Genomic DNA, 23403 nt, shown 5'->3' on the forward strand with positions numbered 1-23403 from the left:
CGGGACGTGATCCACAAGTTCAACGAGATCGGCCTGGCCTGCCTGGACCCTAACAACGACTAACGCAGTGAGCCGAGTTGTCGGTGGGTGATCAGACAGATGTCCTGGTCATAGCCTCGGTCGGCGAACAGCGAGTCCGGCTTGCGGCGGGGACGGCCGACCCGGGCGCCTGGGCTCAGGCGGTCCCCGACCCCGAGCCCGACGCCATCGCCTGACCCTCCCGCTCGACGCGACGCGCTCACGCAGATCCCGCCAGCCTCTGCCGCAAGGCGTCGTTGTCGTCGTGGTGGACGACCGACTGACCTTGTCGTCCGCAGCGGTTACGGTCATGCCGACCTCGGCCCGGGGCAGGCTGGTGAGCAGGTCGATGTCGCGGGTGACGACCGGCGACTTGGTCAGGATGCGGACCAGCTCCTTGCGGGCCAGATCGACGGCGTTCTTCTTCACGTACAGGTAGTCGCCCCACTCCTTGACCTCAGGGTCTTCGCCTCGATCTCGACGGGTGCCGAACAGCCGGATGAGTCGGCATGCTCTGGTCACGGGCGTGGCCTGAACCTTCGGGGCTACATCGAGGAGCAACAGGCTGGCGCAGGGCCTCCCGACGTGACGCCGTACTGGCGCTTCCCCGACCTGGACACCACCGGCACCAGGCAGACCTGCCATGTCGCGGTCGTCGCCGAGTGCGAGGGGGAAGCCGTGCTCATCTCGTCCTGTTCATCTCGGGGAGCTGGACCGCGGAGGACCCCGTCCCCGTCGGGCATCGGCCGCACGGGCGGGTGCGGGCGCAGTCCGTCCGGGCCGACGTGTGGGTGGTGGTGGGAAAGTCCGGCCTGGTCGCGAACGACGTGGGCCAGGCGCTGTGCCGCGTGGTGTACGAGGCGCGACTCCCGGCCATCACTGTGTCCCTGGACTACACCGAGGAGAACGTGGAACAGGTCGTCGGCGACGTGGCGCCCGGCGCACCGCACAGTGGCCTCCTGTCCGGGTGGGACGACGGCTACGAGCACCCGCCCGGCCTGCTGTACATGCACTTGTACGGCCATCTGCTGACGGCTCACCGGATCGCGCGCGAGCTGGACGGGTTGGGCCATCCCGCCGCGCTGCGCCAACTGTCGGGAGCCGGCGAGCCGGGCAACCCGATGGAGAAGCTCCACGAGGCGGAGACCCTCGCCGAGGACGGGGAGTTTGAGGCCACCGACGTACTGCTCCGCGAAGAACTCGGCGAGGGGCTGGCCGACGACGGCTGGGTGGCCATCGTCCACTCCCGCCTGGCCACGCACGCGGCCAAGCGGAACGACCTCGACACAGCCATCGAGCACGCCCGCCGTACGCACGAACTGACCCGCCGTACGGGGAGCCCAGGCGCGGCACGAGCCGCCGAAGTCCTCGACGACCTGCTCTCCGCCCGCGAGATACGCCGCGGCACCACCGACGGACGCCGGCTGGGTGCCTGCCGGGAGGCCCTGACGCACGCGCAGCGGCTGAGCGACCGAGCCCTGTTCGTGGAGAGCAACCGGGCACTGCTGCGGCTCCTCGACGAACTGGACGCATACCCCGAGGACTCGCCCGCCCGCCGCTTCCTCGGCAAGCTCTGCGGCCTGCTGGGCTTGAACCACTTCCACCTCGGCGACCGAAGGAGATCGAAGGAGATCGAAGGAGATCGACCGTAGGAGATGAGGGCGAGGATTCACCGCCCGCAGGCGCTCGTCGCTGTCACCCACAGCTGCCATGCCCCGGGATACACTGCTCCGCTCCACCCTGACTGGAGGTCACCTGAGTGTTCCCCGCACGGATACTTGCCGGTGCTCCGTTGGCTCTGGTGATTCTCGCCCTGTCCGGCTGCTCTTCCCACTGGGGCTGCACCGACACGACTGCGGAGCGCGGTGAGGCCGGTGTCAGGGTGCAGGTCGAGGACACGTCTGGGCGGCCTCTCGGCGTCACCGCCGAGGTCGTTGACTGGCGCCTTGAGCCACACCCGCAGGTGCCCTCCGAAGGTGACCAGGTCCACTTCCACTACCGCTTCGACGGCGCCGACGAGGGATCCGGCCCTGCAGTGGACGCCTGCGCGGTCGATAAGCAGCGCGTGGCGTTGGGGTGTCAGACGGTTTATTCGTCCCAGGCGTTCGGGCCGGACGGTGACCTCACGGGCGACGACTGGCTCGCCGTCGAGCACCCTGAGCAGGTTGCCGGAGTGCTATTGATCCCCAATGACCAGTCCTACGACGGACGAACCTGCGAGCAGGACATCAAGGACGGTGGCGGGCTGCATCCTCCGGAACCAGCCGGCATGGGGGACCAACTGTGAGCCGTCATTCAGCTGGTGAGCCGGCGGTGGCATATGAGGGTCGCGGCGATGGCGGTGAAGGCGAGGAAGTGTTCCGGCTTGCGCTCGTAGCGGCGGTGGAGGCGTCGGCAGCCGGACAGCCAGGACATGGTCCGTTCCACAACCCATCGGTGCCGGCCCCGTCGTTGGGACGACTCGATGACCTAGCGGGCGAGGCGGTGCCGGACGTCGCGGGAGGACAGCCAGCGCCGCAGGTGCTGGTAGTCGTAACCCTTGTCTCCGTGCAGATTGCCGGGTCTGCTGGGTCGCGGGCCGCGGCGTGAGCGGATGGGCGGGATGCCGCGGACCAGCGGGATCAGGGCCCCGGCTGTCATGGAGTTTCGCGGCGGAGATACCGATGGACAAGGGCAGGCCGTAGCGCGATGAGGTGGATCCTCGATCCCTTCTTGCCACGGTCGGTCGGATTCGGTCCCGTCAGCCGCCCCCTTTGAGGGCCCGCACACTGACGGAGTCGATCGCGCACGGGGACCAGTCCAGACCACCCAGGGAACCTAGTACCGCGTCAGGCAACGTTCGCCCTGGCGATGTCCTTGCGCAGGCACCGGAACGGTTACGTGTCCGAACCTGAACTTTGTCGGCCACTCTGGCCAGTGCGCGCTGAACGCTCCCATCGAGAACGGATCCCGATACGCGTCACGGAGTACAGGCGGCGGTATGAACTCGACAGTGCCATCGGCGAGTCCTTCGACGGAGTCGCGCGGGGTGCCCGTGGTGTAGCCGGTGCCGATGTTGTCGAACACGATCACGTCGTGGCCGGCGGCGAGGTGGTCCAGGAACTCCGGGTCCCACCAGTCGAGCGTGCCTCGGACCCGGTTCAGCAGGACCAGCGGGATGCCACCCCGCGGGCCGAGGCGCCGGTAGGTGAACGTCGCGGAGGGGCCTTCCCACGGTGAGGTCCTCGGCCGCGTCTGCCAGGTAGGTGCCGATGGCGGGCTTCGCTTTCGTGTCGCTGTGTCTCGTGGGATCTTCCGAAGTGGTCAGGCGGGCAGGCGGTTCAGCTTGCGCAGCTGCTGGTCGAAGATGCGGGAGGGGATCATGCGGCGCATGGTGCGGACGCGTCCGGTGGTGGCGCCGGCGGTGTAGCGCAGCTTCGGCTTGGCGCCGGTCGCCGCGGCGACGATCTCCTTGGCGACGACGGCGGGGTCGTCGCCGTCCTTGACCGCTGAGGCCCTGTACTCCTCGAAGACTGGCGCTGTTTGGCGTAGACGTCCAGGGGCCGGTCGGACGATGCCGGGCGGGATGCCTCGGTCGGCAAGGGCCTGGTCGACGGCCTGGACGTAGGGCCGGTGCGGCAGCCACCTTGCGACCAAAGCCGGTGCCACCCGGGCAAATCCAGCAACACGAGCCTCACCTCCCACGGTGGGGACGGGGAGGGGTTCACGAAGCGCGCCGAAAGGCGGCGGCCGGGCCGATGACGTCCCCGGGCCGTACTTGTCACGGACGCGGTCGACAGCAGCTTCGGCGACCAGCCGTGCCTCGCGGGCGTCATCGAGGCTGGTCTGCCGCGCTGGAGACCGGCGGCATCCATCAGTTGGTAGGCCACGGCGCGAAGATCGTCGTCATGGGCGGAGGGCTCGCCAAGGCGGCGGGTCATCTCCCATCGGCTGACACCGGCGAACCTCAGCACAAGAGTGACGGCGCGGGCCGCCTGGTCGCGCCGGCGCAACACCCCGCCGAGGCGGACCACGACTGCAAGGAGCGCGGCGCGGACCTCCGCTCCGTCCAGGGCGTGGCGGGGGAAGGCGCAGCGTACGGTCGTGGACTCGGGCAGGGCGCGGCACTCCCCCGGTGCTCTCCCAGTGCGAGTGCCCCGTACGCGGCGCGGTGCTGAACGCCGAGCGCCTTCGGTGCGTACTGGATGGTGGCGGCTTCGCCGGTCGCCTCGTGCATTGGCGTGCGGCGGGTCACTGTTGCCTGCCTTGCGCAGCTCGAATATTCCCCCAGTTCCGCATCCCGCGACATGTTCGGGGGTATGACGCCTGAATCCATCCAGGTGATGAACAGATCCTGCGGCAGTGACCCTTTCGGCCGTTTGCGGCATTCGCCACTCCGAGAATGGACTTGACGCCGGACCGAGTGGGCACTCTTCAGCAGAGCGCCATGACACGCCCTGCTGCAGCGCTTTGACCAGCTGCTTTTAACGCGAAGGAAGCAGCGCTCAGATGAAGGTTAAGGCAATGCTAAAGCACCACTAGAAGCAGTCCATCTTTCGGTCCGAGGGGGGCCGTTCGGGCCGCCCATCGACTCGGATCCGTGCAGTTTTCCGTCAGCGATGCACGTCGATACTGAATGCATCAGCACTGGATTGACACTGGCTGTACTGTGACAACTCCACTGCGGTTTTGCGTTGTTCGGATTCGTGGAGAGACGGTGGCATGGGCATACAGGTGCTGCTCATCGAGGACGACGAGACGATCGCCGAGCCGCTGGCCGAAGGGCTGCAGAACTACGGGTTCTCGGTCAGCCGGGTCGCTACGGGCGCCGAGGGACTTCAGGGGCCGTACGGGGAAGTCGTGCTGCTCGACCTGGGGCTGCCGGACATGGACGGTATCGACGTCTGCCGCGGTATCCGGCAGGTCTCCGACGTTCCCGTCATCATCCTCACCGCACGCGGTGAGGAGGCCGACCGGATCCTGGGCCTGGAACTGGGCGCCGACGACTACCTGGCGAAACCGTTCAGCCTGCGGGAGCTGATCGCCCGCATACGCGCCGTCACCCGCCGCTCCCAGCGCACCAGCACCGCCTTCGGCACAGCGACGGGGGGCTTTGCCCCCATGGCCACGGCCTCGTATGGACACGACCCGGCACCGCAGACACCGCCCTCGGACCATCCGCCCGCCTACGGCTCCTTCACCGCTCCGGCATCCCTGGCATACGTCTCGCCCCTGCACGAAGCCCTCGGCGCTCGGGAGACGGCGGCATACGCGGGAGGTTCGGTCGGTGGTGCGATACCGGGCCCACTGGTCGTGGACCGGCGCACCCGCCAGGTATGGGTCGGCGAGTCACTGATCGCGCTGACGCCGAAGGAGTTCGACCTACTGGCACTGCTGTGCGAGGACCCCGGCGCGGTGTACTCGCGCCAGCAGATCCTCAACCGGGTCTGGGATCCCCACTACGAGGGCCCGACCAAGACCCTCGATGTCCACGTCGCCACGCTGCGCCGCAAGCTGGGCCACCCGCACTGGATCCAGACCCTGCGCGGTGTGGGCTTCCGCCTCGCCGTGGCCCACGCTGGGCCCGGCGACTCGGGGCATGGATACGGGAAAGTGCGAGAGGTCGCCTTCCCGTGACCCGCCGCCTGCTGCTGACCTACCTCAGCATCGCCGTACTTGTCCTGCTCTGCCTGGAGATCCCGCTGGGATTCGTGTACTCGCAGGCCGAGCGGGACCGCATCATCAGCGCCGCCCACGACGAAGCCGCCTCCCTGTCCGCGTACGCCGAACTGTCGCTGGAAGCCGGCAGGGAGACGCAGAACCTGCCGCGCCGCGTGACCGAGTGCGCCCGCCGCATCGGCGGACAGGTGAGTGTGGTCAGCCGCTACGGCACCGTCATCGCCTCCTCGGAGCCAATGTCCCCCGAGCAGGCACGCGACATGGCCGGACGCCCGGAAGTCGCCGCCGCCCTGGCCGGCCACGGCTCCACCGATGTGCGCACCTCCAGCATCGGCGGCGTGCAGTACCTTTCCGTCGCCGCTCCTGTCGGCCACGAGACCCCGCCGGCCGCCGCGGTCCGCGTCACCGTGCCGACCGACACAGTCCACGCCCGGGTGCACCAGGTGTGGCTGCTGCTGGCCCTGGCCGGACTCGCGGTGCTGGCCGCCGTGGCCGCCGTGGGCTTCGCCATCGCGCGGTGGGCGGGACGCCCCATCCGGGAACTCGAGCAGGCCACCGTCCAACTCGCCGGCGGCAGCCTGTCCGACGGTCCCGTGACGATCATCAACGGACCGCCCGAAGTACGCAGCCTGGCCGCCGCCTTCAACCAGACCGCCGCCCGGCTGGAACACCTGCTCGCCTCCCAGCGCGCCTTCGCCGGTGAAGCCTCACACCAGCTCAAGACCCCGCTCGCCGCCCTGCGGCTGCGCCTGGACAACCTCGAGCCCGCCGTCGCCGATTTCGGTCGCGGCAGCCTGGCCGCCGCGCAGACCGAGACCGAGCGGCTCGCCCGCATGGTCGAAGGTCTGCTCGCGATGGCCCGCCTGGAGGAGAAGGCCGCCACGCGCGAGCTGATCGACGTGGAACGGGTCTGCGCCGAACGCCACCAGACCTGGGCTCCCGTCTTCCACAACCACGGCGTCTGTCTCCACCTGACCGGCGAGCGTGCCGGCCCTGTCCTCGCCCTGCCCGGAGCCGTCGAGCAGATCCTGGACAACCTGCTCTCCAACGCCCTGCGCCACTCGCCGCCCGGCACGACCGTGACCCTCCAACTGCGCCATCGCGCCGCCCGCCGCCGCACCGTCCCCGAAGGGCGTGCTTCCTGGGCGGACCTGCATGTGATCGACGAAGGCCCCGGCATGACCGAAGAGCAGCGCCGCCGCGCCTTCGACCGCTTCTGGCGCGCCCCGGACGCCCCCAAAGGCGGCACCGGACTCGGCCTGGCTCTCGTCCAGCGCCTCGCCCACGCCAGCGGCGGCGACGTAGCCCTCCGCCCCGCCCCCGCCGGCGGCCTCGATGCTGTGGTCAGCCTGCCCTGCACCGAACAGCTCCCGGGCACCGACCACGACTTCTCCCGCCCACGCCCGCGTCAGCAACAGCCCGCACAGATCTGACACACGGGCGGAGTCCTGTAGGACCTGGCTGCCGCTCGGCAGGACCGCGGCCACCACCAGGATGGAACACCCTGACCACGGTTCCTCGCCAATGTCCATGATCTGAAAGGCTCCGTCCCGTCGAGCCGAAGGACGAAGCCGCTGCGCACCATCATCTGCCGCGTCACCAGCGAGCTGGACCGAAGGTCTCGTCCACCACGGGCGCTGTGGCTCCGTGGCCCAGTGGCCGGGTCGCCCGTGCAGGACGGGCGGCCAGTGTGTCGACCAGCCGGTTGTTGCGGGACTACTCCCCTTCGTCGCCGTCCAGACTGCCGGAACACGTGCGGCGGCCGGTCACGCACCGGTTGGGGCCGCTGCTGGGAGCCCTGCTGAGGCGGGCAGTCGAGCGGCGGAGGCGGTGGACAGCACGGTGGTGCGTCACCGCAGCGAAGGGGCCTTCCGAAATTTGTGCCAACTCTGGCCTTTACCCTGCCTTTACCTAACCCTTCTCTAGTCCACCGCTCGCTAGCGTCCTCCGGCATGGACGACTGACCGGCCGCCTGATCAGAAGCAGTGCAGGGGCGTTGTCCTCGGGGCGGATCGGCAGCACGAGTCGCATTCCAAAGGAGGAATCGATGCGGAAGACGAAGGTGTTCACCCTGCTCGGCGGCGGGTTGCTGCTGTCCGTCACCACGGGTGCCGCACTGGCCGCGGCAGGCCAGGAAGGGCAGGAGCCGCAGGGTCGGCAGGCCACGGTTCGTGCTGCGTCGCCGGCCGGTTTCGAGATCGAGATCGATCCGGAGCTCGACGCCCAGTTCGGGCCACGGCCGGTCAACGCCGTACAGGCGGCCGGGATCGTCACCGACAGCCGTCCCGGCGCCCGCGTGCTCAAGGTGGAGCTGGACGAGGAGGGCGGCCGGGCGGTCTGGGAAGTGGAGGCGCACGACGGTGCCGGTGACGTGGAGGCTCTCGTTGACGCTTTCACCGGCCAGATAGTCGGCCAGGACGCCGAGGACCTGGACGAAGCCGGCCGGGATTAGGCGCGACGCGATAAGTCCGTCACCTGTCAGGACCCCGACCCTTCGGGGACCGGACCGGTCCCCTGCACACCGGCGACCGCGACCGCGCCGTCGTCTGCGTCCCCGAAGCGCCGGACCACCCGCTGATGAAGGCATGCACCTCGGCTGCGTCCGAGCCGGGCCACGCCCTGCACCGCGTACCAGGGCACGCCGGGATGGACGTCAGCCCACACGCTGGCCGCTCTGCAGGTGTTCCGCTGATGAGCAGCAGAGCCCCCACCCCTGTCCTGTAAGTCCGACGCGCACCCCACGGCGCGCCAGGAGGAGTCACCACACTCATGCAACCCCTCATCGACAACGCCCGCATGTTCGGACAGCGCCCTGAGGAGTTCGCTCGCCTCGCCGAGGGCCAGTCCCCCGACGTCCTGTTCATCACCTGCTCCGACTCCAGGGTCGTACCGGCCCTGATCACGGGCGCCCGGCCCGGCGAGCTCTTCGAGCTGCGCACCGCGGGCAACATCGTCCCCCCGCACGCCTCCGCCACCCCCACGGGCGAGAAAGCCACGATCGAGTACGCCGTGCAGGTGCTCGGCGTCAAGCACGTCGTGGTGTGCGGCCACTCCCACTGCGGCGCCGTCGGCGCGGTGGTACGCCACGACGACCTGTCCGCCGTACCAGCCGTGCGCGACTGGCTCGCGCACGCGGCGGACGAGCCCAAGTGCTCCGACACCAGCGACCCGACCGTCGCCGAGGCCGTGCAGAACCACGTCCTGGCGCAGGTGGAGCGGCTGCGCTCCTACCCGTGCATCGAGCAGGGCCTCAAGGCGGGTCGACTCCAGCTGCACGCCTGGTACTACGAGGTCCACACCGGCCTGGTGCGGGAACACCGCACGGAGCCCGGCACCTTCGAGGCGCTGTAAGGGAGTTGGTGACCATGCTGTCGAAGTTCCCTTACCTGAGGCAGGACTTCCTCGCCTCCATCGTCGTCTTCCTCGTCGCCGTACCGCTGTGCATCGGTGTGGCCGTCGCCTCCGGTGTCCCGGCCGAACTCGGCCTGATCACCGGCATCGTGGGCGGCCTCGTCACCGGTCTCATGCCCGGCAGCAGCCTCCAGGTGTCCGGACCCGCCGCCGGCATGACCGTGCTGGTCTTCGAGGCCGTCAGCGAGTTCGGGGTGGCCGCACTCGGCGTGATCGTGCTGATGGCCGGTCTGCTCCAGCTCGCCATGGGCTTCCTCGGCATCGGCCGCTGGTTCAGGGCGATCTCCGTCTCCGTCGTCGAGGGCATGCTCGCCGGCATCGGTCTGGTGATCATCGCCGGGCAGATCTACGCGGCGGCCGGCCTGAAGGCCCCGGAGACCGGCATCGGCAAGATCGCGGGGCTGCCGGGAGCGTTCACCGACGCCCTGGGCAGCACCGAGGCCCTGATCTCGCTCGCGATCGGCGCGGGCACCATCGCCGTCATCGTGCTGTGGAAGAAGCTGCCGAAGGCCGTGCAGTCCGTGCCGGGCGCCCTCGCGGCGGTGGTCCTGGCCACGCTCGCCACACTCGCCTTCAGCCTGCCGGTCGCCACGGTCGAGGTGGAGGGCCTGCTCGGCGTCATCCAGCCGCCCGGGACCGACGCCCTCGGCGAGCTGGCCGGCCCGGCCATCTGGGGCACGATCATCGCGTTCGCGCTGATCGCCTCCGCGGAAAGCCTGTTCAGCGCGGCGGCCGTGGACCGGCTGCACGACGGTCCGCGCACCCAGTACAACAAGGAGATGATCGCCCAGGGCGCGGGCAACACCGTGTGCGGTCTGCTCGGCGCCCTGCCCATGACCGCGGTGATCGTCCGCAGCTCCGCCAACGTCAACGCGGGGGCGAAGACCAAGGCCTCCCGTGTGCTGCACGGCGTGTGGCTGCTGCTGTTCGCCGCCGCGATGCCATGGGCCCTGGCCCTGATCCCGCTGCCCGCCCTCGCCGGCATCCTGGTGCACGCGGGCTGGAAGCTGATCCCGTTCCGCCAGGTCGTGGCGCTGTGGCGGGCCCACAAGGGCGAGGCGCTGATCCTCGTGGTCACGGCCGTGTCGATCGTCGCGGTGAACATGTTCGAGGGCGTCCTGATCGGTCTGGCCCTGTCGGTCGTCAAGACCGCCTGGGAAGCCTCGCACGTCAAGCTCGAGGTCATAGACAAGGGCGCCGGTCCCATCCAGGCCTACCTGTCGGGCAACGCCACCTTCCTGCGACTGCCGAAGATCCTCGACAGCCTGGAGGCCCTCCCCCAGGACCGCCCCGTCGAGCTGGACCTCTCGGGACTGCACCACCTCGACCACGCCTGCCGCACGGCCCTGGAGAGCTGGGCCGAACGCCACAGCGCGACGGGCACCGAACCGGTGAAGTTCACCGACCGGTGAAGGCACGTCCGCCGAGAAGGTCACGGCGGACACCTGACACCGCTGAGCAGCCGGGCGATCACACCACAGGCGACAACGGCCTCGGGGAACATCGGTACAGCGGTTATCGGTGAGAACGATCATGGACCGGTCGACGCGAGGGTGCTGACGCGGTTCTCGTACTCGCGGCGAGCCTTGCGCTGGGACGGGACCGCCGGGGCGCCCTGGGTGCCGTCGAGGGGCTGGCAACGCGCGAGTGAGCGTCAGGCCGTGTCGGTGCGGCCGGGCCTGCAGTCGGCCAGACGGTGGGGCGGTGGGCGCGGGCCGGTCGATTGCAGGTTCCCGCCTGGCGCAGGCCAGCCGCGCCCACCGCCCTTGTCCCGGTCCGCCTTTCCCAACAGACCTCCCACGGCGCAGAGAAGCACACCTTCACCGGCCCACTGCTGCCGACCTCCTGGCGCTGACCGAGCCCCGCATCGACCCCGACGTCAAGAACGCGCAGCTGCGCCTGCTGCACGTTGCTTCGACAGCTTCTCGACGATCTTGGCGAGCGGGGGTGAGCATGGTGACGGCCTTTCACCTGGCGGTCTACCTGCCGGTGCTCTTTCCCGTCGCGGCCGCTGTGGGGGCCCGGCCGCTGGCCGAACGGCTGGAGCCGCAGCTGGCGACCTGGCTGCTGACCGTGAGCGCGTTGGCCCTGGCAGCGTTGAGCCGGGCGGCGTTGGGAGTCCTGACGGTGGCGGGGTGGTGCGGCTGCCGCTGGCCGCACTGGTGGGGGGCGGGTCGGTGAGCACTGTGCGCGCCGGGGACCCGGTCTCTACCGCGGAGTCGGTTGTGGTCGGCCTGGTGCCGGCTGTCGCGGTTGTGGCGGCGGTGCAGATGCTGTGGCGCCGGGTGCGGGCGCCGGCCGCTGCGGCGTTGGAGGCCGCCTGTCTGCCCGGCCACTGGTCGCAGCCGCCGCCGTCGGCTCCAGCGCTCTATGCGCCTTCGCCGCCGCCCACGACCTGCACCTGCTCCTCAAACTCGCAGGGGCTGGCTGCCCCTCCCCAATACCCGGCCAACCCCTCGCCCAGGACACCACATCGGCGCCGATCACCGCTACGCGAACAGCCAGCCGAAGCCGGGCGGCCCGCAGGCCCGCCTGCGTCCGGACGCAACCGATTCGTAGCAGTCCCCCCGTATCCCTTTGCCGGCTGTTGCCAGCATCTTTGGCGCTCCGTGGGCCGCCAAGCGGTGGCTGGGACGGGGGCGGGACGTAGCATCGCGGCCGTGAACGCGATGAGCGGGCTGGTGCTGGTCGTGGACGACGACGCGGCCATCCGGCGTTCCCTGGATCGTGGCCTGCGGCTGAACGGCTTCTCCGTCGTTCTGGCGGAGAGTGGCCGTGCGGCTCTGGAGACGGTGCGCGACCGGTCGCCGGACGTGGTGGTGCTGGACATCTCCATGGCCGGCCTGAGCGGCATCGAGGTGTGCCGCGAGCTCCGGGGGGACGGGAACGACGTCCCCGTGCTGATGCTCTCCGCTCTCGACGAGGTGTCCGACCGGGTCGCCGGGCTGCAGGCGGGCGGTGACGACTATCTCGTCAAGCCCTTCGCCCTCCAGGAGCTGGTACTGCGGCTGGGCGCGCTGTTGCGCCGCCGGCCGCCCGCGGTCGACGACCGGGTGCGCGTCGGGCCCCTGGTCCTGGCACCGGCCGCCCGCGAGGCGCACACCGACGGGGAACCGCTGAAGCTGACCCGGCGCGAGTTCGAGCTGCTGGAGGTACTGGCCCGCAACGCCGGGATCGTGCTGACCCGGGACCAGTTGCTGGACCGCGTGTGGGGTTACGACTTCGAGGTGCGCACCGACGCGGTGGACACCTTCGTCAGCTACCTGCGCCGCAAGCTGGAGGCAGGTGGGCGGCCCCGGATGCTGCACACGGTGCGCGGGATCGGCTTCGTCCTGCGCGAGCCCCGGGACGCGCCGTGAGGCTGTCCACGCGAATCGCGGTCGCGGTCGGCGTCACTGTGCCGCCGCTGGTGCTGGCCGCTGGCCTGCTGCTCCTGGGACTGGTCACCAAGGACCTGCACCGGCAGCAGGACGTCCAACTGAGCGCTCGGGCCGCCGCAGTCACCCCGGACGCCAGGGCGCTGCTGCGGGCCGCCGCGTCGGGTCGGCCGCCGTCAGTGGAGCACGCCCGGGAACGGCGGCTGTTCGCGGCCGCGCTCGATGTGGGCGTACGGCTGACGGGACCCGCGGGCACGGTGACCGTCGGCGGCCCTCAGCCGGGCGCGTCCGTGTCGCTGCCGCCGAACGCCACCGCACCCGTCACCGTACGCGCGGCCGACGGCGCGAGCTGGCGGGTGCTGGCGGTGCCGGTTTCCGTCAACCGCCCGGCGATGGACGGCACCTTGTGGCTGTTCTCCCCGGACACCGCGAGCCAGGCGCTGATCAGGCTGGTGCGGGGGCGGGTGGTGACCGTCGCGCTGCTCGCCGCCCCGCTCGCCGGGGCGGTGGGATGGGCGGCGGCGGCCGGTACCGCGCGGCCGCTGCGGCGTCTGCAGCGCCGTACCAGCGGCCTCGACCCCAGGACCAGCGCCACCCGCCTCGACCACACCCCGACCGGGATCGCCGAGGTGGACGACCTGGCCCGCACGATCAGTACCGTGCTCGCCCGCTACGACCAGCAGGCCGGCCGCACCGCGGAGGCGCTGGAGGTGGCCCGCTCGTTCTCGGCCGCCGCCTCGCACGAGCTGCGCACCCCGCTGATGAGCATGCGGACCAACCTGGACATCCTCACCGAACATCCGGACCTGGCGGATCCGGACCGCACCGAGGTGTTGGAGGACCTGCGGCGCGAGCACACGCGGCTGCTGGGACTGCTGGTGATGCTCCGCGCGCTGGCGCGGGGCGACCTGGTCGAGGCGGACGCCTTCGGCCCGGTCGATCTGGCGGAGGTCGTGGACGCCTCGGTCGCCGACCTGCGCCGCAGACACCCGGACGCCGAGGTGACCGTGGCGGGCTCCCCGGGTCTGCGGACGCACGGCTGGGAGCAGGGTCTGCGCTCCGCGGTGGACAACCTGCTGGCCAACGCCTGCACCCATGGGCGGTACGAGGACAAAGCGCCCCGTATCGAGGTGACCCTGGGCCAGGACGGGCAAGACGCCGTGCTCACCGTGGACGACCGAGGGCCAGGCGTCCCGCCCGACCGGCGCGAGGCCGTCTTCCAGCGCTTCCACCGCGGTCCCGACAGTCCCGGGTCGGGCCTCGGTCTCACCCTCGTCGCGCAGCAGATCACGCTGCACCAGGGCCGCATTACGGTTCTCGACCGCCCGGACGGGCGGCGCGGCGCACGGTTCGAAGTGCGTCTTCCGACCAGGGCGGACCACACGCTGCCGCCGCCGCGCCGGGACTGGCTGTCGGCGCCCGGGACATCACAAGGTTTCCACAAAGACGGTTAAAACCGTCGTCATCTCTCTGACCGTCGCCGCCATATTGAGCGTTGCGGGGACCGCCGCCGCGCAGAGCACCACCACGGCCGCGTCCCCCAGCCCACCGCCGCCCCCGGACCCACCCGCAGATGGACGATGCCTTTGGCGTGGGCGTGCTCCAGGGCCGCCAGTACACCGTCGGCCAGTTGCAGCGCACGGTGCGGCGTCGGACTTGCCCCGGAGCGAAGCAGTTCGGCGAGTGAGGAATGCGGCGGCCCGCGCCTCGCGGCGGAACCGCTCCCGGCACGACGGGTCGCGCGCCATGCCGGGCCGCGGTGTCTTCACCGCCACTGTCCGGCCCGGTCGCCGGTCGTGGCCCAGCCGGACCTCCGCCATGCCGCCACGGCCCAGCAGGTCCCCCAACTGGTAACGGCCACCGAGGGTTTCCAGTTGCCTCAGATCCATCACTTCTCCATGACCCGCGGGACGCAAAGGGGCCCGCTTCCCGCGACGGCCAAGAGTGGCCGGGCCGGAAGCGGGCAGCGGAGCCGGGCGTCGCCGGATGGGCGCTATTTCTTCGCGTGCTGCTTGGCGAGCTGGGCCGGGGTCGGCACGGAGATCCGCAGAGCGTCGTTGGCGCTGCCGGCCTGCCGTCCCACCACCCTCACGGTGTCGCCCGTCTTGAGCGCGGACTCGGCGAATTTCTTGCCGCCCCGGGTGATGCGGGCGTTCTTCTCCACCGTCCAGGTCCAGCTGACCCCGTCGGCGCTCTTCACGGTGAGCGTGGCACCGGACACACCGGTGATGCTGCCACGCTGCCACTCACGCACCACGAACTGGCCGGTCTTGCGGTTCTTTACGGTGGCCTGGCCGTGCACGCCGGGCAGCGAGCGGTGGTGCTTGCCGTGCTTCTTGTGGTGCTTGTTGTGGTGCTGCTTGGCCGAGCTCGCGGAGGCGGCCGAAGACGGACTGGCGCCCGGCGAGGATGTCGACGAGGCGTAGGCGGTGGCCCCGCCGGCGGCCAGTACGCCGGCCAGAATCACCCCGGTCACCATGGCCCTTCGTTTGCGCGGCATTGATTTCATCATGGAGTCACCTCTCGTCGAGGAGGCGCGGAGCCCCCTGTTCGGACGCGGTCGCCCGCACCGTAACCGCGGATCTTGTGGAAACTTTGTGGGACTGCAGGAGCGACATGCTCTGCGAACCGACGGTGAATGATCACGCGCCGGCACCATCTCCATGCGGAACACCGCGGCCATCTCCTGGCGATGGTGCTGGTGCACTCGTTCTGGGCGTTCGTCCTGACGATCTCCCTCACCCAGCTCGCGGCCTCGGCAGGAGCCGCGGCCCGGGGGCCGCTGACACGCGGCTTCGCAGGGCCGGAGCGTGCGGTGCGGTCATGGCCGGTGTGGTGGTGCAGGTGGACACGCGAGGCGCGTACGTGGCACTGGTCCTGGCCAATGCCCTGAGTTTCCTGCTCTGCGCGGCCGTCGTGACCCGACTGCCGCATCTGTCACCCTTGCGTAAACCGGAGCCCAGGTCCGCATCGGAGGTGTCCCCTGTCGGCCAGTGGGTCGAGTGGCTGGTCGGGGCATGAGCGGTGGTCAACACGCTGATGGTGGTGGCGTTCCAAGTGAGGGCGAGCCGGGGTGTCGTCGACAACGCCTCGGCGGACGGGTCGCGGTCCGGTCCGGAGTGGCGTTCCCGCTCGGCATGGCGGCGATCGCGGCCGCTGCGGGGATGCCCGGGGGGCTCGCCGCCATGCCGAGCGTCGCCGGTGTCGTCGTGCCCACGATCGGCGAGTTGTGGCACAGGTCACGCTGTCGCGCTACGGCCCGGCACTGCCGGGTGGCGTGCCGAACTCCTGCCCCAACCAGCCGACAAACGCTGTCACTTGAAGTGGAGAAAGCCAGGCTGCGTCGGGGTCTCCGGAAGACCCGTAAGGAATGCCAACAGGCTGCGTGCCGGACGACTGGGCTGGTGATGCTGCCACCCCCATGGCCAGTCCCACCTGGGCCACTGACAGGCCGACCGAGCGAGTGAAGAACAGTGCGACACCGGTCATGACGAGACCGTTACCGATCACGCTGATGAACGTCGCCAGTGCCAGCGTCCGCCGCGGCCCTCGCTCGAGCAGCACCCCTCGCGCAACCAGCCACGACGGCCTAGGCCGACCATCTGACTGTGGCTGACCTGGCGAAGTGTCACATCTGTAAATCAGGGGTTTCGGGTACCGGCAGTACGGGGTCACTGTCCCAGGCCGTGCGCAGCCGGTTCGTCTGACGCCTGGAGGGGAGTGGCCGTCTGGCGGGCCTCGGGTGACGGGCTGTGGCCGGTTCGGCGGGACTGGGGGATGTGCATGCGGATGCGGCCTTTGCCTGCTCTCTTCGCCTCGTACATGGCTTCATCGGCTTGGCGGAGGAGTTCGTCTGGTGTGACGCCCGGGAGGGCGAGTGTCATGCCGATGGAGGCTGAGACGTGTGCCTCTTTGCCTGCGATCTGGTACGGCTGTGTCAGGGCAGACAGGATTCGCTCGGCGACGTCATTGGCACGTGAGGGGTGTGTCCCGGCCTCTCCCTCCAGGAGGGCGGCGAACTCGTCACCGCCGAGGCGGGCCACGGTGTCTTCAGCCCGTACGGATGCCTGGAGCCGACGAGCGGCGTGGATCAGGAGAGCGTCGCCCACCGCGTGTCCAGCCGAGTCGTTGACAGCCTTGAAGCCGTCCAGGTCCACGAAGAGCACTGCGGGTGGGGCTACGCGAGTGGTTCGCTTCCGCAGGGCATGCGCGACTCGGTCGGCGAACAGGGCCCGGTTGGGCAGTCCGGTGAGCGCGTCGTGGAAGGCCAGGTGCTCGAGTTGTTCCCTCTGGATGACCCGGTCGGTCACATCGCGACTGCTGAAGATCATTCCCTCGGTGTGGTGGCTGACCGTCGACTCGACGTGGCGCCAACGTCCGTCGGCGTGGCGGACCCGGCAGGACACGCGGCGGCCCGGACCGCGGATGCCTGACGCGGCTTCCTGCCGCAGCGTCTCGACTGCTTGCATCAGCGGCGTCAGGTCGTCGGGGTGGCAGTACAGGGGCAGACGGGCACCCAGCAGGTCCTCAGGCCGGTAACCGAAGACGTGATGAGCGGCAGGACTGACGTAGAGCACACGGCCGTCCAGGCTGACGATGGTGATCACGTCGCGGGTGCCGTCGACCAAGGCGCGGTAAAGCGCCTCCCGGGTGGTGGCTTCGCGAGTGATACGCAGGTGATCGGCGTGGATGATGCCCTGGCGGATGCCGAGCGAGATAGGCAGCAAACCCGCCAGGACCAGCAGAACCATGTCGGTGCGGCCTCCGACCATGGTGTGAGCTGTCAAGGCCAGGACGCAGACGGCCACGGGCACGAAAGCGGCCACGACCCGACAACGGGCATGATGCGCTGGTCGACGTCCACGACGCTGGTGCCTCCGGCCAGCCATGGGGCAACGGCGATGAGGAGCAGGCCAGTGATCGAGCAGGCCGCCGAGCAAGGAATGCCGTACCAGGTACCGGGGGCCGGCATGAGGATGCGCAGCATGTCGCTTGCGGACAACGCGACGAGGGCCAGGACACCCACCGTTGTCGCAGTGCGCTCAGGACGCTTAAGGGAGTAGCGCAGTGCCACCAGAAGTCCAAAGACCAGGATGTCCGTCACCACGCGTGCCAGATCCTGCAAGGACCCGAAGGCATCGCCGCTTTGGTCGGCACGATGCAGCAGCAGCACCCAGCCCAGTGTGAGCAGGGAGCCGGCGATCATCCATCCGTCCAGGACTCGCCGCAGCCAGATCAGCGCCGTGCTGCCGTCCGCCACCGCGACGGCCAACCCGGCGACCCCCAGCACCAGACACAGTGTGATTCCGGCGGCCGCTAGCAGTTGGAGGACGAAGTAGAGGCCACCGGCGGGCTTGCATCGAGAGGAAGGGAGCTGATTGACCACGAGGTGGTGAAGGCCACCCGCTGCCACGGACACCGCTAGGAGCGTAAGGCGAAGGCGGACCCGTCCGGCGGCCGTCCTGGCACGCCCAAGCAGCGACAGGGCGGCTAGACCATGCGCAGCCGGCACTCCGACGCCGACTGGGAGGAACAGCACCGCCGTCGAACTCGCGCTCATTGCGGCGGCAAGCACGGATGCCAGCCCCAGAGTCTTGCCCCACCCACATGCCGCCGATGACCAGCCGATACGAACGGCGTGCAACGAGCCCCACCAACCGGCCTGTCCCGGCCTCATGCGAACCCCCGACGGTCATCGAGCCCAAAGAGGGCAGGCACACCGTGCTTGTACTGCTCGTGTCGGATAAGAGCGTAGGAGGATGTCTAGCGCCTATCCTCATGAAAGCGGTAAGTTCACCTGAAAAATGGACGAGCTCCCAGAGGCTGACACCCTGCCAGTTGGAGGTCAGCTGCAGAAGCTGTCTGATCACTCCGCCCTCTTGGCCGGTGCTCTCGCGAGCCACTAAAAAGAGATCTCACCCACCAGCCGGAGTTCGAGCGGCGGCAGCGCGACCGTCCTGCGCACCCTCACCGCCCAGTTCCTGCACCAGGGCGCCCACGCCCTGGTCCTCGACGCCATGCGGATCTCCCACCTGTGGGCGGAGGAGCTGCCGACCGTGACGAGAACGGGCTCGTCCTCGCTCGCGCCGGGGAGTAGGTTCCCAGTCTGGGAACGCGAGCCGCTCGGGGATCTTGGGGGGTCCCTGGTAGGCCCCGACCGGTCGGCCGTCCCGCGCGACGGCCTTCAAGGCAGCGGGACGGAGCGCAGGGCGGGGTGGATCCGTGCCACGACGACGACGTGGCCTGCGTCGCCTCCGGGCACGACAAGCGCCGGGCGTTCGCCGTCCCAAGCCTGTGACGGGGGCGGCGACATGCGAGGCGCCGCCGCTCCGGTCCCCTCGGGTCCGGCGCGCAGATCCATGCTGATCAGGCGGGATTCGGGGGGACCGTAGGCGTCGGTGAAGGTGACGAACCGTCCGTGGGCCAGGCCTGCCTCCTGTGAGGAGGTGGGGTAACTCCACAGCCTGCGGGGGTGTTCGAGGTCGTACGCGTTCCAGGCGCCGGCGCCTGGGTCCTCCGCGCTGTCCTCGTACAGGACCAGCACACCGTCGGACGAGACCAGGCCGCGTTGGGGTTTCATGCCGCTGTCCTCGGCGGTGGCGAGCGGACGGAGGGTGGCGGGGGCGAGGCGTTGCAGGGGCGGGAAAGTGTCCGAGGCGGACACCGGGCTGCCGGTGCAGACCAGGTAGCCGCCACCGGATAGGAGGCGGGGGCACTCGGTGCCTGAGGGAGTGGTCGCCGTCGGGGTGCCGGTCCGGGCATCGCGAGCGGTGACCTTGGTGCCGTCGGTCGTGTAGATCCGGCTGCCGAAGGCAGCGAGGCCGCCGTCGGGGTCCGCGTGGAGCTCCTCGCGCCAGATGAGAGAACCGTCGGACGCCAGGTACGCACCGAGGGTGAGGTCCGTGTCGTCGCCGCCGTCGCTCGGGGCGTCGAGCGCGTAGACGGTCCTGTCCCCGGCCACGAGGCCGACGGCCTCCCGTCCGGCGGGCAGTTGCCGGGACCAGGCCTGTACGCCCGTGCGCAGGTTCGCGGCGCGCAGCACTCGTTCGGCGCCGGTGAAGGCGCGTTCGTCGGCGGAGTCGAGGACGAGCGGGCCGCTCTTGCCGCCGCCGCTGCCGGGCACGGCCCAGTTGACCGTCCCGTCGGTCCGGGACCTGCCGACGAAGCCGCCTGAGGCGGTACTGCACACGACTTGGTGGGGCGTGGCACCGCAGACCCCGGGCGCCTTCTCGGCGGAGAGCGAGCTCACCCAGGCACGCCACGGTCCGTCGACCGGCGAGGCCGAGGCGGAGCGGACCGGGGAAGCGGTCGTGCCCCCGCCCTTGTCGGACCGAGCGTCCCCGGCAGGCGCACACCCGCCCAGGACCAGACCAACTCAGGCCGTTTCGTCACCTGCTTCTACGCCCACCTCGACCTCGCACTCCACCAGGCGACCCTCGCCAGCGCCGGGCACCCACCCCCGCTCCTGCGGCGCCCGGTCTCATTCGTCTTCCGAGGGGACACGGACATCTACAGCGAGACCCCGCTGCCGGGGATGGATCCTGCCCGTAGGAGTCTTGCCCGCCGTCCTGTCGTGAGGGGAGAAGGACGGCGGTTCCGACGGTCTTGCCCGGCGTTCGAACCCGGTGCGAGACTTCACAATCGCTGTCGCCTGCATGGGAGTTGGGCTTGTCACCTACGGGAAGACCGTTACGGCCCCTGACCATCCTCTTCGCACCGGAGAGCGCGTACGGGCCGACGAACAACTGCGTGGGGATCGGGGATGTCCTGCGCCGCCGGGGGCACCGTGTGGTGTTCGCCGCGGAGGCGTCCTGGAAGGGCCGCCTCGCGCCGCTCGGCTTCGCGGAGGAGCTGGTCAATCTGGCTCCGTCGCCCGAACAGCCCCAGGACGCGGGACAGTTCTGGAAAGACTTCATACGGGACACCGCGCCTGAGTTCCGCAGGCCGACCATCGAGCAGCTGGGCACCTGGATCAAGCCGGTGTGGGAGGAGCTGGTCTCCGGCGCCCGGTACTGCGAGCCGCAGATGAAGGAGATCATCGACCGGGTGCGGCCGGATGTGATCGTCGAGGACAACGTCGTCTGCTTCCCGGCGCTGACCACGGCGGGCGTTCCCTTTGTGCGGATTGTCTCCTGCAACCCGCTGGAGATGAAGGGCGAGGGAGTTCCGCCGCCGTTCTCCGGGTATCCGGCCGGGGACCAGAGCGGGTGGGACGAGTTCCGCGCCGAGTACGACCGCACGCACCGGGCCCTGTGGAGCGACTTCAGCACCTGGGTGACCGAGCAGGGCGCGCGTCCCCTGCCCGACCTGGAGTTCATCCACGAGGGCGATCTGAACCTGTACACCTATCCCGAGTCGGCCGACTACACGGACGTCCGCCCACTGGGCCCCACCTGGCACCGGCTGGACTCCTCGGTCCGCGAGACGGAGGAGAAGTTCACGCTGCCGCCCGGCCTGGCCGACGGCGGCGCGCTGATCTACTTCAGCCTCGGCTCGCTGGGCTCGGCCGACGTGGACCTCATGCGCAGGGTCATCGCCTCGCTCGCCCGCACCCCACACCGCTACATCGTCTCCAAAGGCCCGTTGCACGACGAGATCGAGCTCCCGCCGAACATGTGGGGCACGGAGTTCCTGCCGCAGACCCGGATCCTGCCGCTGGTCGACCTCGTCATCACGCACGGCGGCAACAACACGATCACCGAGGCCCTCCACTTCGGCAAGCCCATGATCGTGCTGCCGCTGTTCTGGGACCAGTACGACAACGCCCAGCGCATGGCGGAACTGGGTTACGGCGTCCGGCTCGACCCGTACCGCTTCACCGACGCCCAGCTCCATGGCGCAATCGGCCGGCTGCTCAGCGATATGACCCTGCGGCGCACCCTCACCGAGGCCGGTGAGACGATTCGGGCTCGCGATGGGCTGCGTACGGCCGCGGATCTGATCGAGCGCGCCGCCACGGCCTGATCCCCCGTTATCTTCTTCGCGGTCCTGCAAGAGGGCCGCTGGCCTCCGGGCCCGGCATGACTTTTGCCCCCTGTCGAAGGGATGACCTGGGGGGTGGTGTCACCGGGCCCGAGGGGTGCCGTCGGAGACGCTGATCAGAGGTCCGACCACTGCCTGGCCGGGCGAAATGCCCGGCTGCTCGCGGGCGGCAGGTCTGCATAACGTGGCTGCGCGAGAACGGCTCCCGACCTCGGGGCCGGCACACGTCGACACAGGTGGGGGCACGGTGATCAGCATCGACGGGGTGGGCGTCTTCCTGGGCCTGGACGTCGGTAAGCAGACCCATCACGGACACGGACTGACCCCGGCCGGGAAGACGGTCTTCGACAAGCCGCTGCCGAACAGCGAACCGAAGCTGCGGGCGGTCTTCGACAAGCTGAAGGCCAAGTTCGGCACCGTCCTGGTGGTCGTGGACCAGCCTGCCTCCATCGGCGCCCTGCCACTGACCGTCGCCCGGGACGCCGACTGTCAGGTCGCCTACCTGCCAGGCCTGGCGATGCGCAGGATCGCCGACCTCTACCCCGGCGAAGCCAAGACCGACGCGAAGGACGCCGCCGTCATCGCGGACGCCGCCCGCACCATGCCCCACACCCTGCGCACCCTCGACCTGACCGACGAGGTCACCGCGGAGCTGACCATGCTCGTCGGCTTCGACCAGGACCTCGCCGGCGAGGCCAACCGCACCTCCAACCGCATCCGCGGCCTGCTCACCCAGTTCCACCCCAGCCTCGAACGCGTCCTGGGCCCGCGCCTGGACCACGCAGCCATCACCTGGCTCCTCGAGCGCTACGGATCTCCGCAGGCACTCCGCAAGGCAGGCCGCCGCAGGCTCGTCGAGGTCATCCGCCCCAGGGCACCGCGCATGGCCGAGCGGCTGGTCGACGACATCTTCACCGCGCTCGACGAGCAGACCGTCGTCGTCCCCGGCACCGGCACCCTCGACGTGATCGTGCCGTCGCTGGCGAAGTCGCTGGCCGCCGTCCACGAACAACGCCGGGCCCTGGAGGCCAGAATCGAGGCCCTGCTGGAGGCCCACCCTCTTTCCCAGGTCCTGACCTCGATGCCCGGCATCGGCGTCAGGACCGCCGCAGTCCTCCTGTCCACCGTCGGCGACGGCAGCTCCTTTCCCACCGCCGCCCACCTGGCCTCCTACGCCGGCCTCGCCCCGACAACCCGGCAGTCCGGAACCTCGATCCACGGCGAACACGCCCCCAGAGGCGGCAACCGCCAGCTCAAACGGGCGATGTTCCTGTCCGCGTTCGCCGCCCTGCACGATCCCGCCTCCCGGACCTACTACGACCGCTGCCGAACCCGCGGGAAGACCCACACCCAGGCACTTCTCCGCCTCGCCCGCCAGCGGATCAACGTGCTGTTCGCGATGCTCCGCGACGGCACCTTCTACGAACCCAAAACCCCACGCCTCGCTTGACGAAAGACATAGAGGCACCCCCCGGCCCTTGGACGCGTGTCTCTGCTGGTCCTCGTCCAGACCAAGGCCCACGGAGGTCAGGCGGACAGCCAGGGACTCAAGCCCCTTGTGCGTGGGTATCCCGCCCATCCGCTCCCGCGCGGGCCACGGCGGCGGCCGACCAAGCTCCACGGTCCTGGGCGCCTCGACATCTACAGTGGCGGCCACACGCACACCGCTGCGGTCACCGTTGAGGTATGGGACGGGGAGCCGCCCGGGCAGGAATCCTCGCGGTGGGACGAACAGGCTGAGGCCGACTTCGAGTCAACCACTGGTGAAGTGGCCGTGTGGTCCATGGGCTTGGGGCGCGCCGACGACGTGATCACGCTCGCCGACGCGGGGGGCTCCTGGCGGGTGCGGGTGAGCTGTGCCGGGCGCAGGGAGGCTGCGGCACTGTCGGAGCAGGAAGGTACGGGTGAAGGCGTGGAGCAGTACCTTGTGCAGTTCTGGCCCGCGACGGCCTGAACA

Annotated in this window: 21 protein-coding genes and 3 pseudogenes; 15 read left to right on the forward strand and 9 right to left on the reverse strand. The window is 69.9% G+C overall.

The genetic code is table 11. The features are described 5' to 3' along the window. The first annotated feature begins 83 nt into the window (after positions 1-83). The 3 genes from PV963_RS04355 to PV963_RS04365 all read left to right on the forward strand — a co-directional run bounded on the left by PV963_RS04355 (position 84) and on the right by PV963_RS04365 (position 2305). Positions 84-215 carry a hypothetical protein gene (locus PV963_RS04355; protein WP_274814221.1) on the forward strand — a complete coding sequence of 44 codons (132 nt, stop codon included), beginning with the start codon at positions 84-86 and terminating at the stop codon, positions 213-215. Between the two features lie 465 nt (positions 216-680). Beyond that, positions 681-1670 (forward strand): hypothetical protein, encoded by a 990-nt coding sequence (locus PV963_RS04360; RefSeq protein WP_274814222.1) that lies wholly within the window; start codon positions 681-683, stop codon positions 1668-1670. Positions 1671-1777: 107 nt separating this feature from the next. Continuing rightward, on the forward strand, positions 1778-2305 hold the full coding sequence (locus PV963_RS04365; RefSeq protein WP_274814223.1) for a hypothetical protein: 528 nt from the start codon (positions 1778-1780) through the stop codon (positions 2303-2305). Positions 2306-2313: 8 nt separating this feature from the next. Here the strand turns inward: PV963_RS04365 and PV963_RS04370 are convergent. The 3 genes and pseudogenes from PV963_RS04370 to PV963_RS43580 form a co-directional block, all read right to left on the reverse strand. Next, a pseudogene (locus PV963_RS04370) lies at positions 2314-2839 on the reverse strand (IS5 family transposase); the annotation flags it as partial. Between the two features lie 482 nt (positions 2840-3321). Next, complete coding sequence (locus PV963_RS43575) at positions 3322-3654, reverse strand: hypothetical protein (protein WP_342456449.1); 333 nt, start codon at positions 3652-3654, stop codon at positions 3322-3324. Positions 3655-3920: 266 nt separating this feature from the next. Next, positions 3921-4385 (reverse strand): annotated as a pseudogene (locus tag PV963_RS43580) (hypothetical protein); the annotation flags it as partial. A gap of 334 nt (positions 4386-4719) precedes the next feature. Here PV963_RS43580 and PV963_RS04385 point away from each other — a divergent pair. The 8 genes from PV963_RS04385 to PV963_RS04420 all read left to right on the forward strand — a co-directional run bounded on the left by PV963_RS04385 (position 4720) and on the right by PV963_RS04420 (position 13918). After that, positions 4720-5634, forward strand: coding sequence for a response regulator transcription factor (locus tag PV963_RS04385; RefSeq protein WP_274814224.1), 915 nt, complete (start codon positions 4720-4722; stop codon positions 5632-5634). Beyond that, positions 5631-7109: a sensor histidine kinase gene (locus tag PV963_RS04390; RefSeq protein WP_274814225.1), complete on the forward strand. Its 1479-nt coding sequence runs from the start codon at positions 5631-5633 to the stop codon at positions 7107-7109. The genes PV963_RS04385 and PV963_RS04390 overlap by 4 nt, the downstream gene beginning before the upstream one ends. Before the next feature lie 614 nt (positions 7110-7723). Beyond that, positions 7724-8128, forward strand: coding sequence for a PepSY domain-containing protein (locus PV963_RS04395; protein WP_274814226.1), 405 nt, complete (start codon positions 7724-7726; stop codon positions 8126-8128). A gap of 317 nt (positions 8129-8445) precedes the next feature. Further along, positions 8446-9027, forward strand: a complete 582-nt coding sequence (locus tag PV963_RS04400; RefSeq protein WP_274814227.1) for a carbonic anhydrase — start codon at positions 8446-8448, stop codon at positions 9025-9027. Positions 9028-9041: 14 nt separating this feature from the next. Further along, positions 9042-10499 (forward strand): SulP family inorganic anion transporter, encoded by a 1458-nt coding sequence (locus PV963_RS04405; RefSeq protein WP_274814228.1) that lies wholly within the window; start codon positions 9042-9044, stop codon positions 10497-10499. 541 nt (positions 10500-11040) lie between these two features. Further along, positions 11041-11268, forward strand: a complete 228-nt coding sequence (locus tag PV963_RS04410; RefSeq protein WP_274814229.1) for a hypothetical protein — start codon at positions 11041-11043, stop codon at positions 11266-11268. A 488-nt stretch (positions 11269-11756) separates the two neighbouring features. Continuing rightward, complete coding sequence (locus PV963_RS04415; RefSeq protein WP_274821935.1) at positions 11757-12446, forward strand: response regulator transcription factor; 690 nt, start codon at positions 11757-11759, stop codon at positions 12444-12446. Then, entirely contained in the window at positions 12443-13918 is a 1476-nt protein-coding gene (locus PV963_RS04420) for a sensor histidine kinase (RefSeq protein ID WP_274814230.1), read from the forward strand. The genes PV963_RS04415 and PV963_RS04420 overlap by 4 nt, the downstream gene beginning before the upstream one ends. Before the next feature lie 104 nt (positions 13919-14022). Here the strand turns inward: PV963_RS04420 and PV963_RS04425 are convergent. The 6 genes and pseudogenes from PV963_RS04425 to PV963_RS04450 form a co-directional block, all read right to left on the reverse strand. Continuing rightward, positions 14023-14353: pseudogene (locus PV963_RS04425) on the reverse strand (Stk1 family PASTA domain-containing Ser/Thr kinase); the annotation flags it as partial. 104 nt (positions 14354-14457) lie between these two features. After that, entirely contained in the window at positions 14458-14964 is a 507-nt protein-coding gene (locus tag PV963_RS04430; protein WP_274814231.1) for a hypothetical protein, read from the reverse strand. Positions 14965-15716: 752 nt separating this feature from the next. Then, the gene (locus PV963_RS04435; protein ID WP_274814232.1) at positions 15717-16028 is read right to left on the reverse strand and encodes a hypothetical protein; all 312 of its coding nucleotides are present in this window, start codon (positions 16026-16028) and stop codon (positions 15717-15719) included. 107 nt (positions 16029-16135) lie between these two features. Beyond that, positions 16136-17251, reverse strand: a complete 1116-nt coding sequence (locus PV963_RS04440; protein WP_274814233.1) for a sensor domain-containing diguanylate cyclase — start codon at positions 17249-17251, stop codon at positions 16136-16138. Continuing rightward, positions 17248-17883, reverse strand: a complete 636-nt coding sequence (locus PV963_RS04445; RefSeq protein ID WP_274814234.1) for a hypothetical protein — start codon at positions 17881-17883, stop codon at positions 17248-17250. The genes PV963_RS04440 and PV963_RS04445 overlap by 4 nt, the downstream gene beginning before the upstream one ends. 765 nt (positions 17884-18648) lie before the next feature. Next, on the reverse strand, positions 18649-19713 hold the full coding sequence (locus PV963_RS04450) for a PQQ-binding-like beta-propeller repeat protein (protein WP_274814235.1): 1065 nt from the start codon (positions 19711-19713) through the stop codon (positions 18649-18651). On the opposite strand from PV963_RS04450, the gene PV963_RS43585 reads away from it, so the two are divergent. From PV963_RS43585 to PV963_RS04470, 4 genes are all read left to right on the forward strand, one after another. Continuing rightward, on the forward strand, positions 19660-20166 hold the full coding sequence (locus PV963_RS43585) for a SpoIIE family protein phosphatase (protein ID WP_342456365.1): 507 nt from the start codon (positions 19660-19662) through the stop codon (positions 20164-20166). The genes PV963_RS04450 and PV963_RS43585 overlap by 54 nt on opposite strands. 47 nt (positions 20167-20213) lie before the next feature. After that, entirely contained in the window at positions 20214-21428 is a 1215-nt protein-coding gene (locus PV963_RS04460; RefSeq protein ID WP_342456366.1) for a nucleotide disphospho-sugar-binding domain-containing protein, read from the forward strand. Between the two features lie 265 nt (positions 21429-21693). After that, a complete protein-coding gene (locus tag PV963_RS04465) occupies positions 21694-22896 on the forward strand; it encodes an IS110 family transposase (RefSeq protein WP_274814237.1) in 1203 nt (400 codons plus the stop codon). 333 nt (positions 22897-23229) lie between these two features. Beyond that, the gene (locus tag PV963_RS04470) at positions 23230-23400 is read left to right on the forward strand and encodes a hypothetical protein (protein WP_274814238.1); all 171 of its coding nucleotides are present in this window, start codon (positions 23230-23232) and stop codon (positions 23398-23400) included. Positions 23401-23403 lie beyond the last annotated feature (3 nt).

This window comes from Streptomyces coeruleorubidus, assembly GCF_028885415.1.
GTDB lineage: Bacteria > Actinomycetota > Actinomycetes > Streptomycetales > Streptomycetaceae > Streptomyces > Streptomyces coeruleorubidus_A.

Excerpts from the sequence above, each read along its gene's own strand:
- PV963_RS04385 (WP_274814224.1), top strand. The coding sequence starts at position 4,720 with ATGGGCATACAGGTGCTGCTCATCGAGGACGACGAGACGATCGCCGAG.
- PV963_RS04395 (WP_274814226.1), top strand. The coding sequence starts at position 7,724 with ATGCGGAAGACGAAGGTGTTCACCCTGCTCGGCGGCGGGTTGCTGCTG.
- PV963_RS04400 (WP_274814227.1), top strand. The coding sequence starts at position 8,446 with ATGCAACCCCTCATCGACAACGCCCGCATGTTCGGACAGCGCCCTGAG.
- PV963_RS04405 (WP_274814228.1), top strand. The coding sequence starts at position 9,042 with ATGCTGTCGAAGTTCCCTTACCTGAGGCAGGACTTCCTCGCCTCCATC.
- PV963_RS04410 (WP_274814229.1), top strand. The coding sequence starts at position 11,041 with ATGGTGACGGCCTTTCACCTGGCGGTCTACCTGCCGGTGCTCTTTCCC.
- PV963_RS04415 (WP_274821935.1), top strand. The coding sequence starts at position 11,757 with ATGAGCGGGCTGGTGCTGGTCGTGGACGACGACGCGGCCATCCGGCGT.
- PV963_RS04430 (WP_274814231.1), bottom strand. The coding sequence starts at position 14,964 with ATGCCGCGCAAACGAAGGGCCATGGTGACCGGGGTGATTCTGGCCGGC.
- PV963_RS04470 (WP_274814238.1), top strand. The coding sequence starts at position 23,230 with ATGGGCTTGGGGCGCGCCGACGACGTGATCACGCTCGCCGACGCGGGG.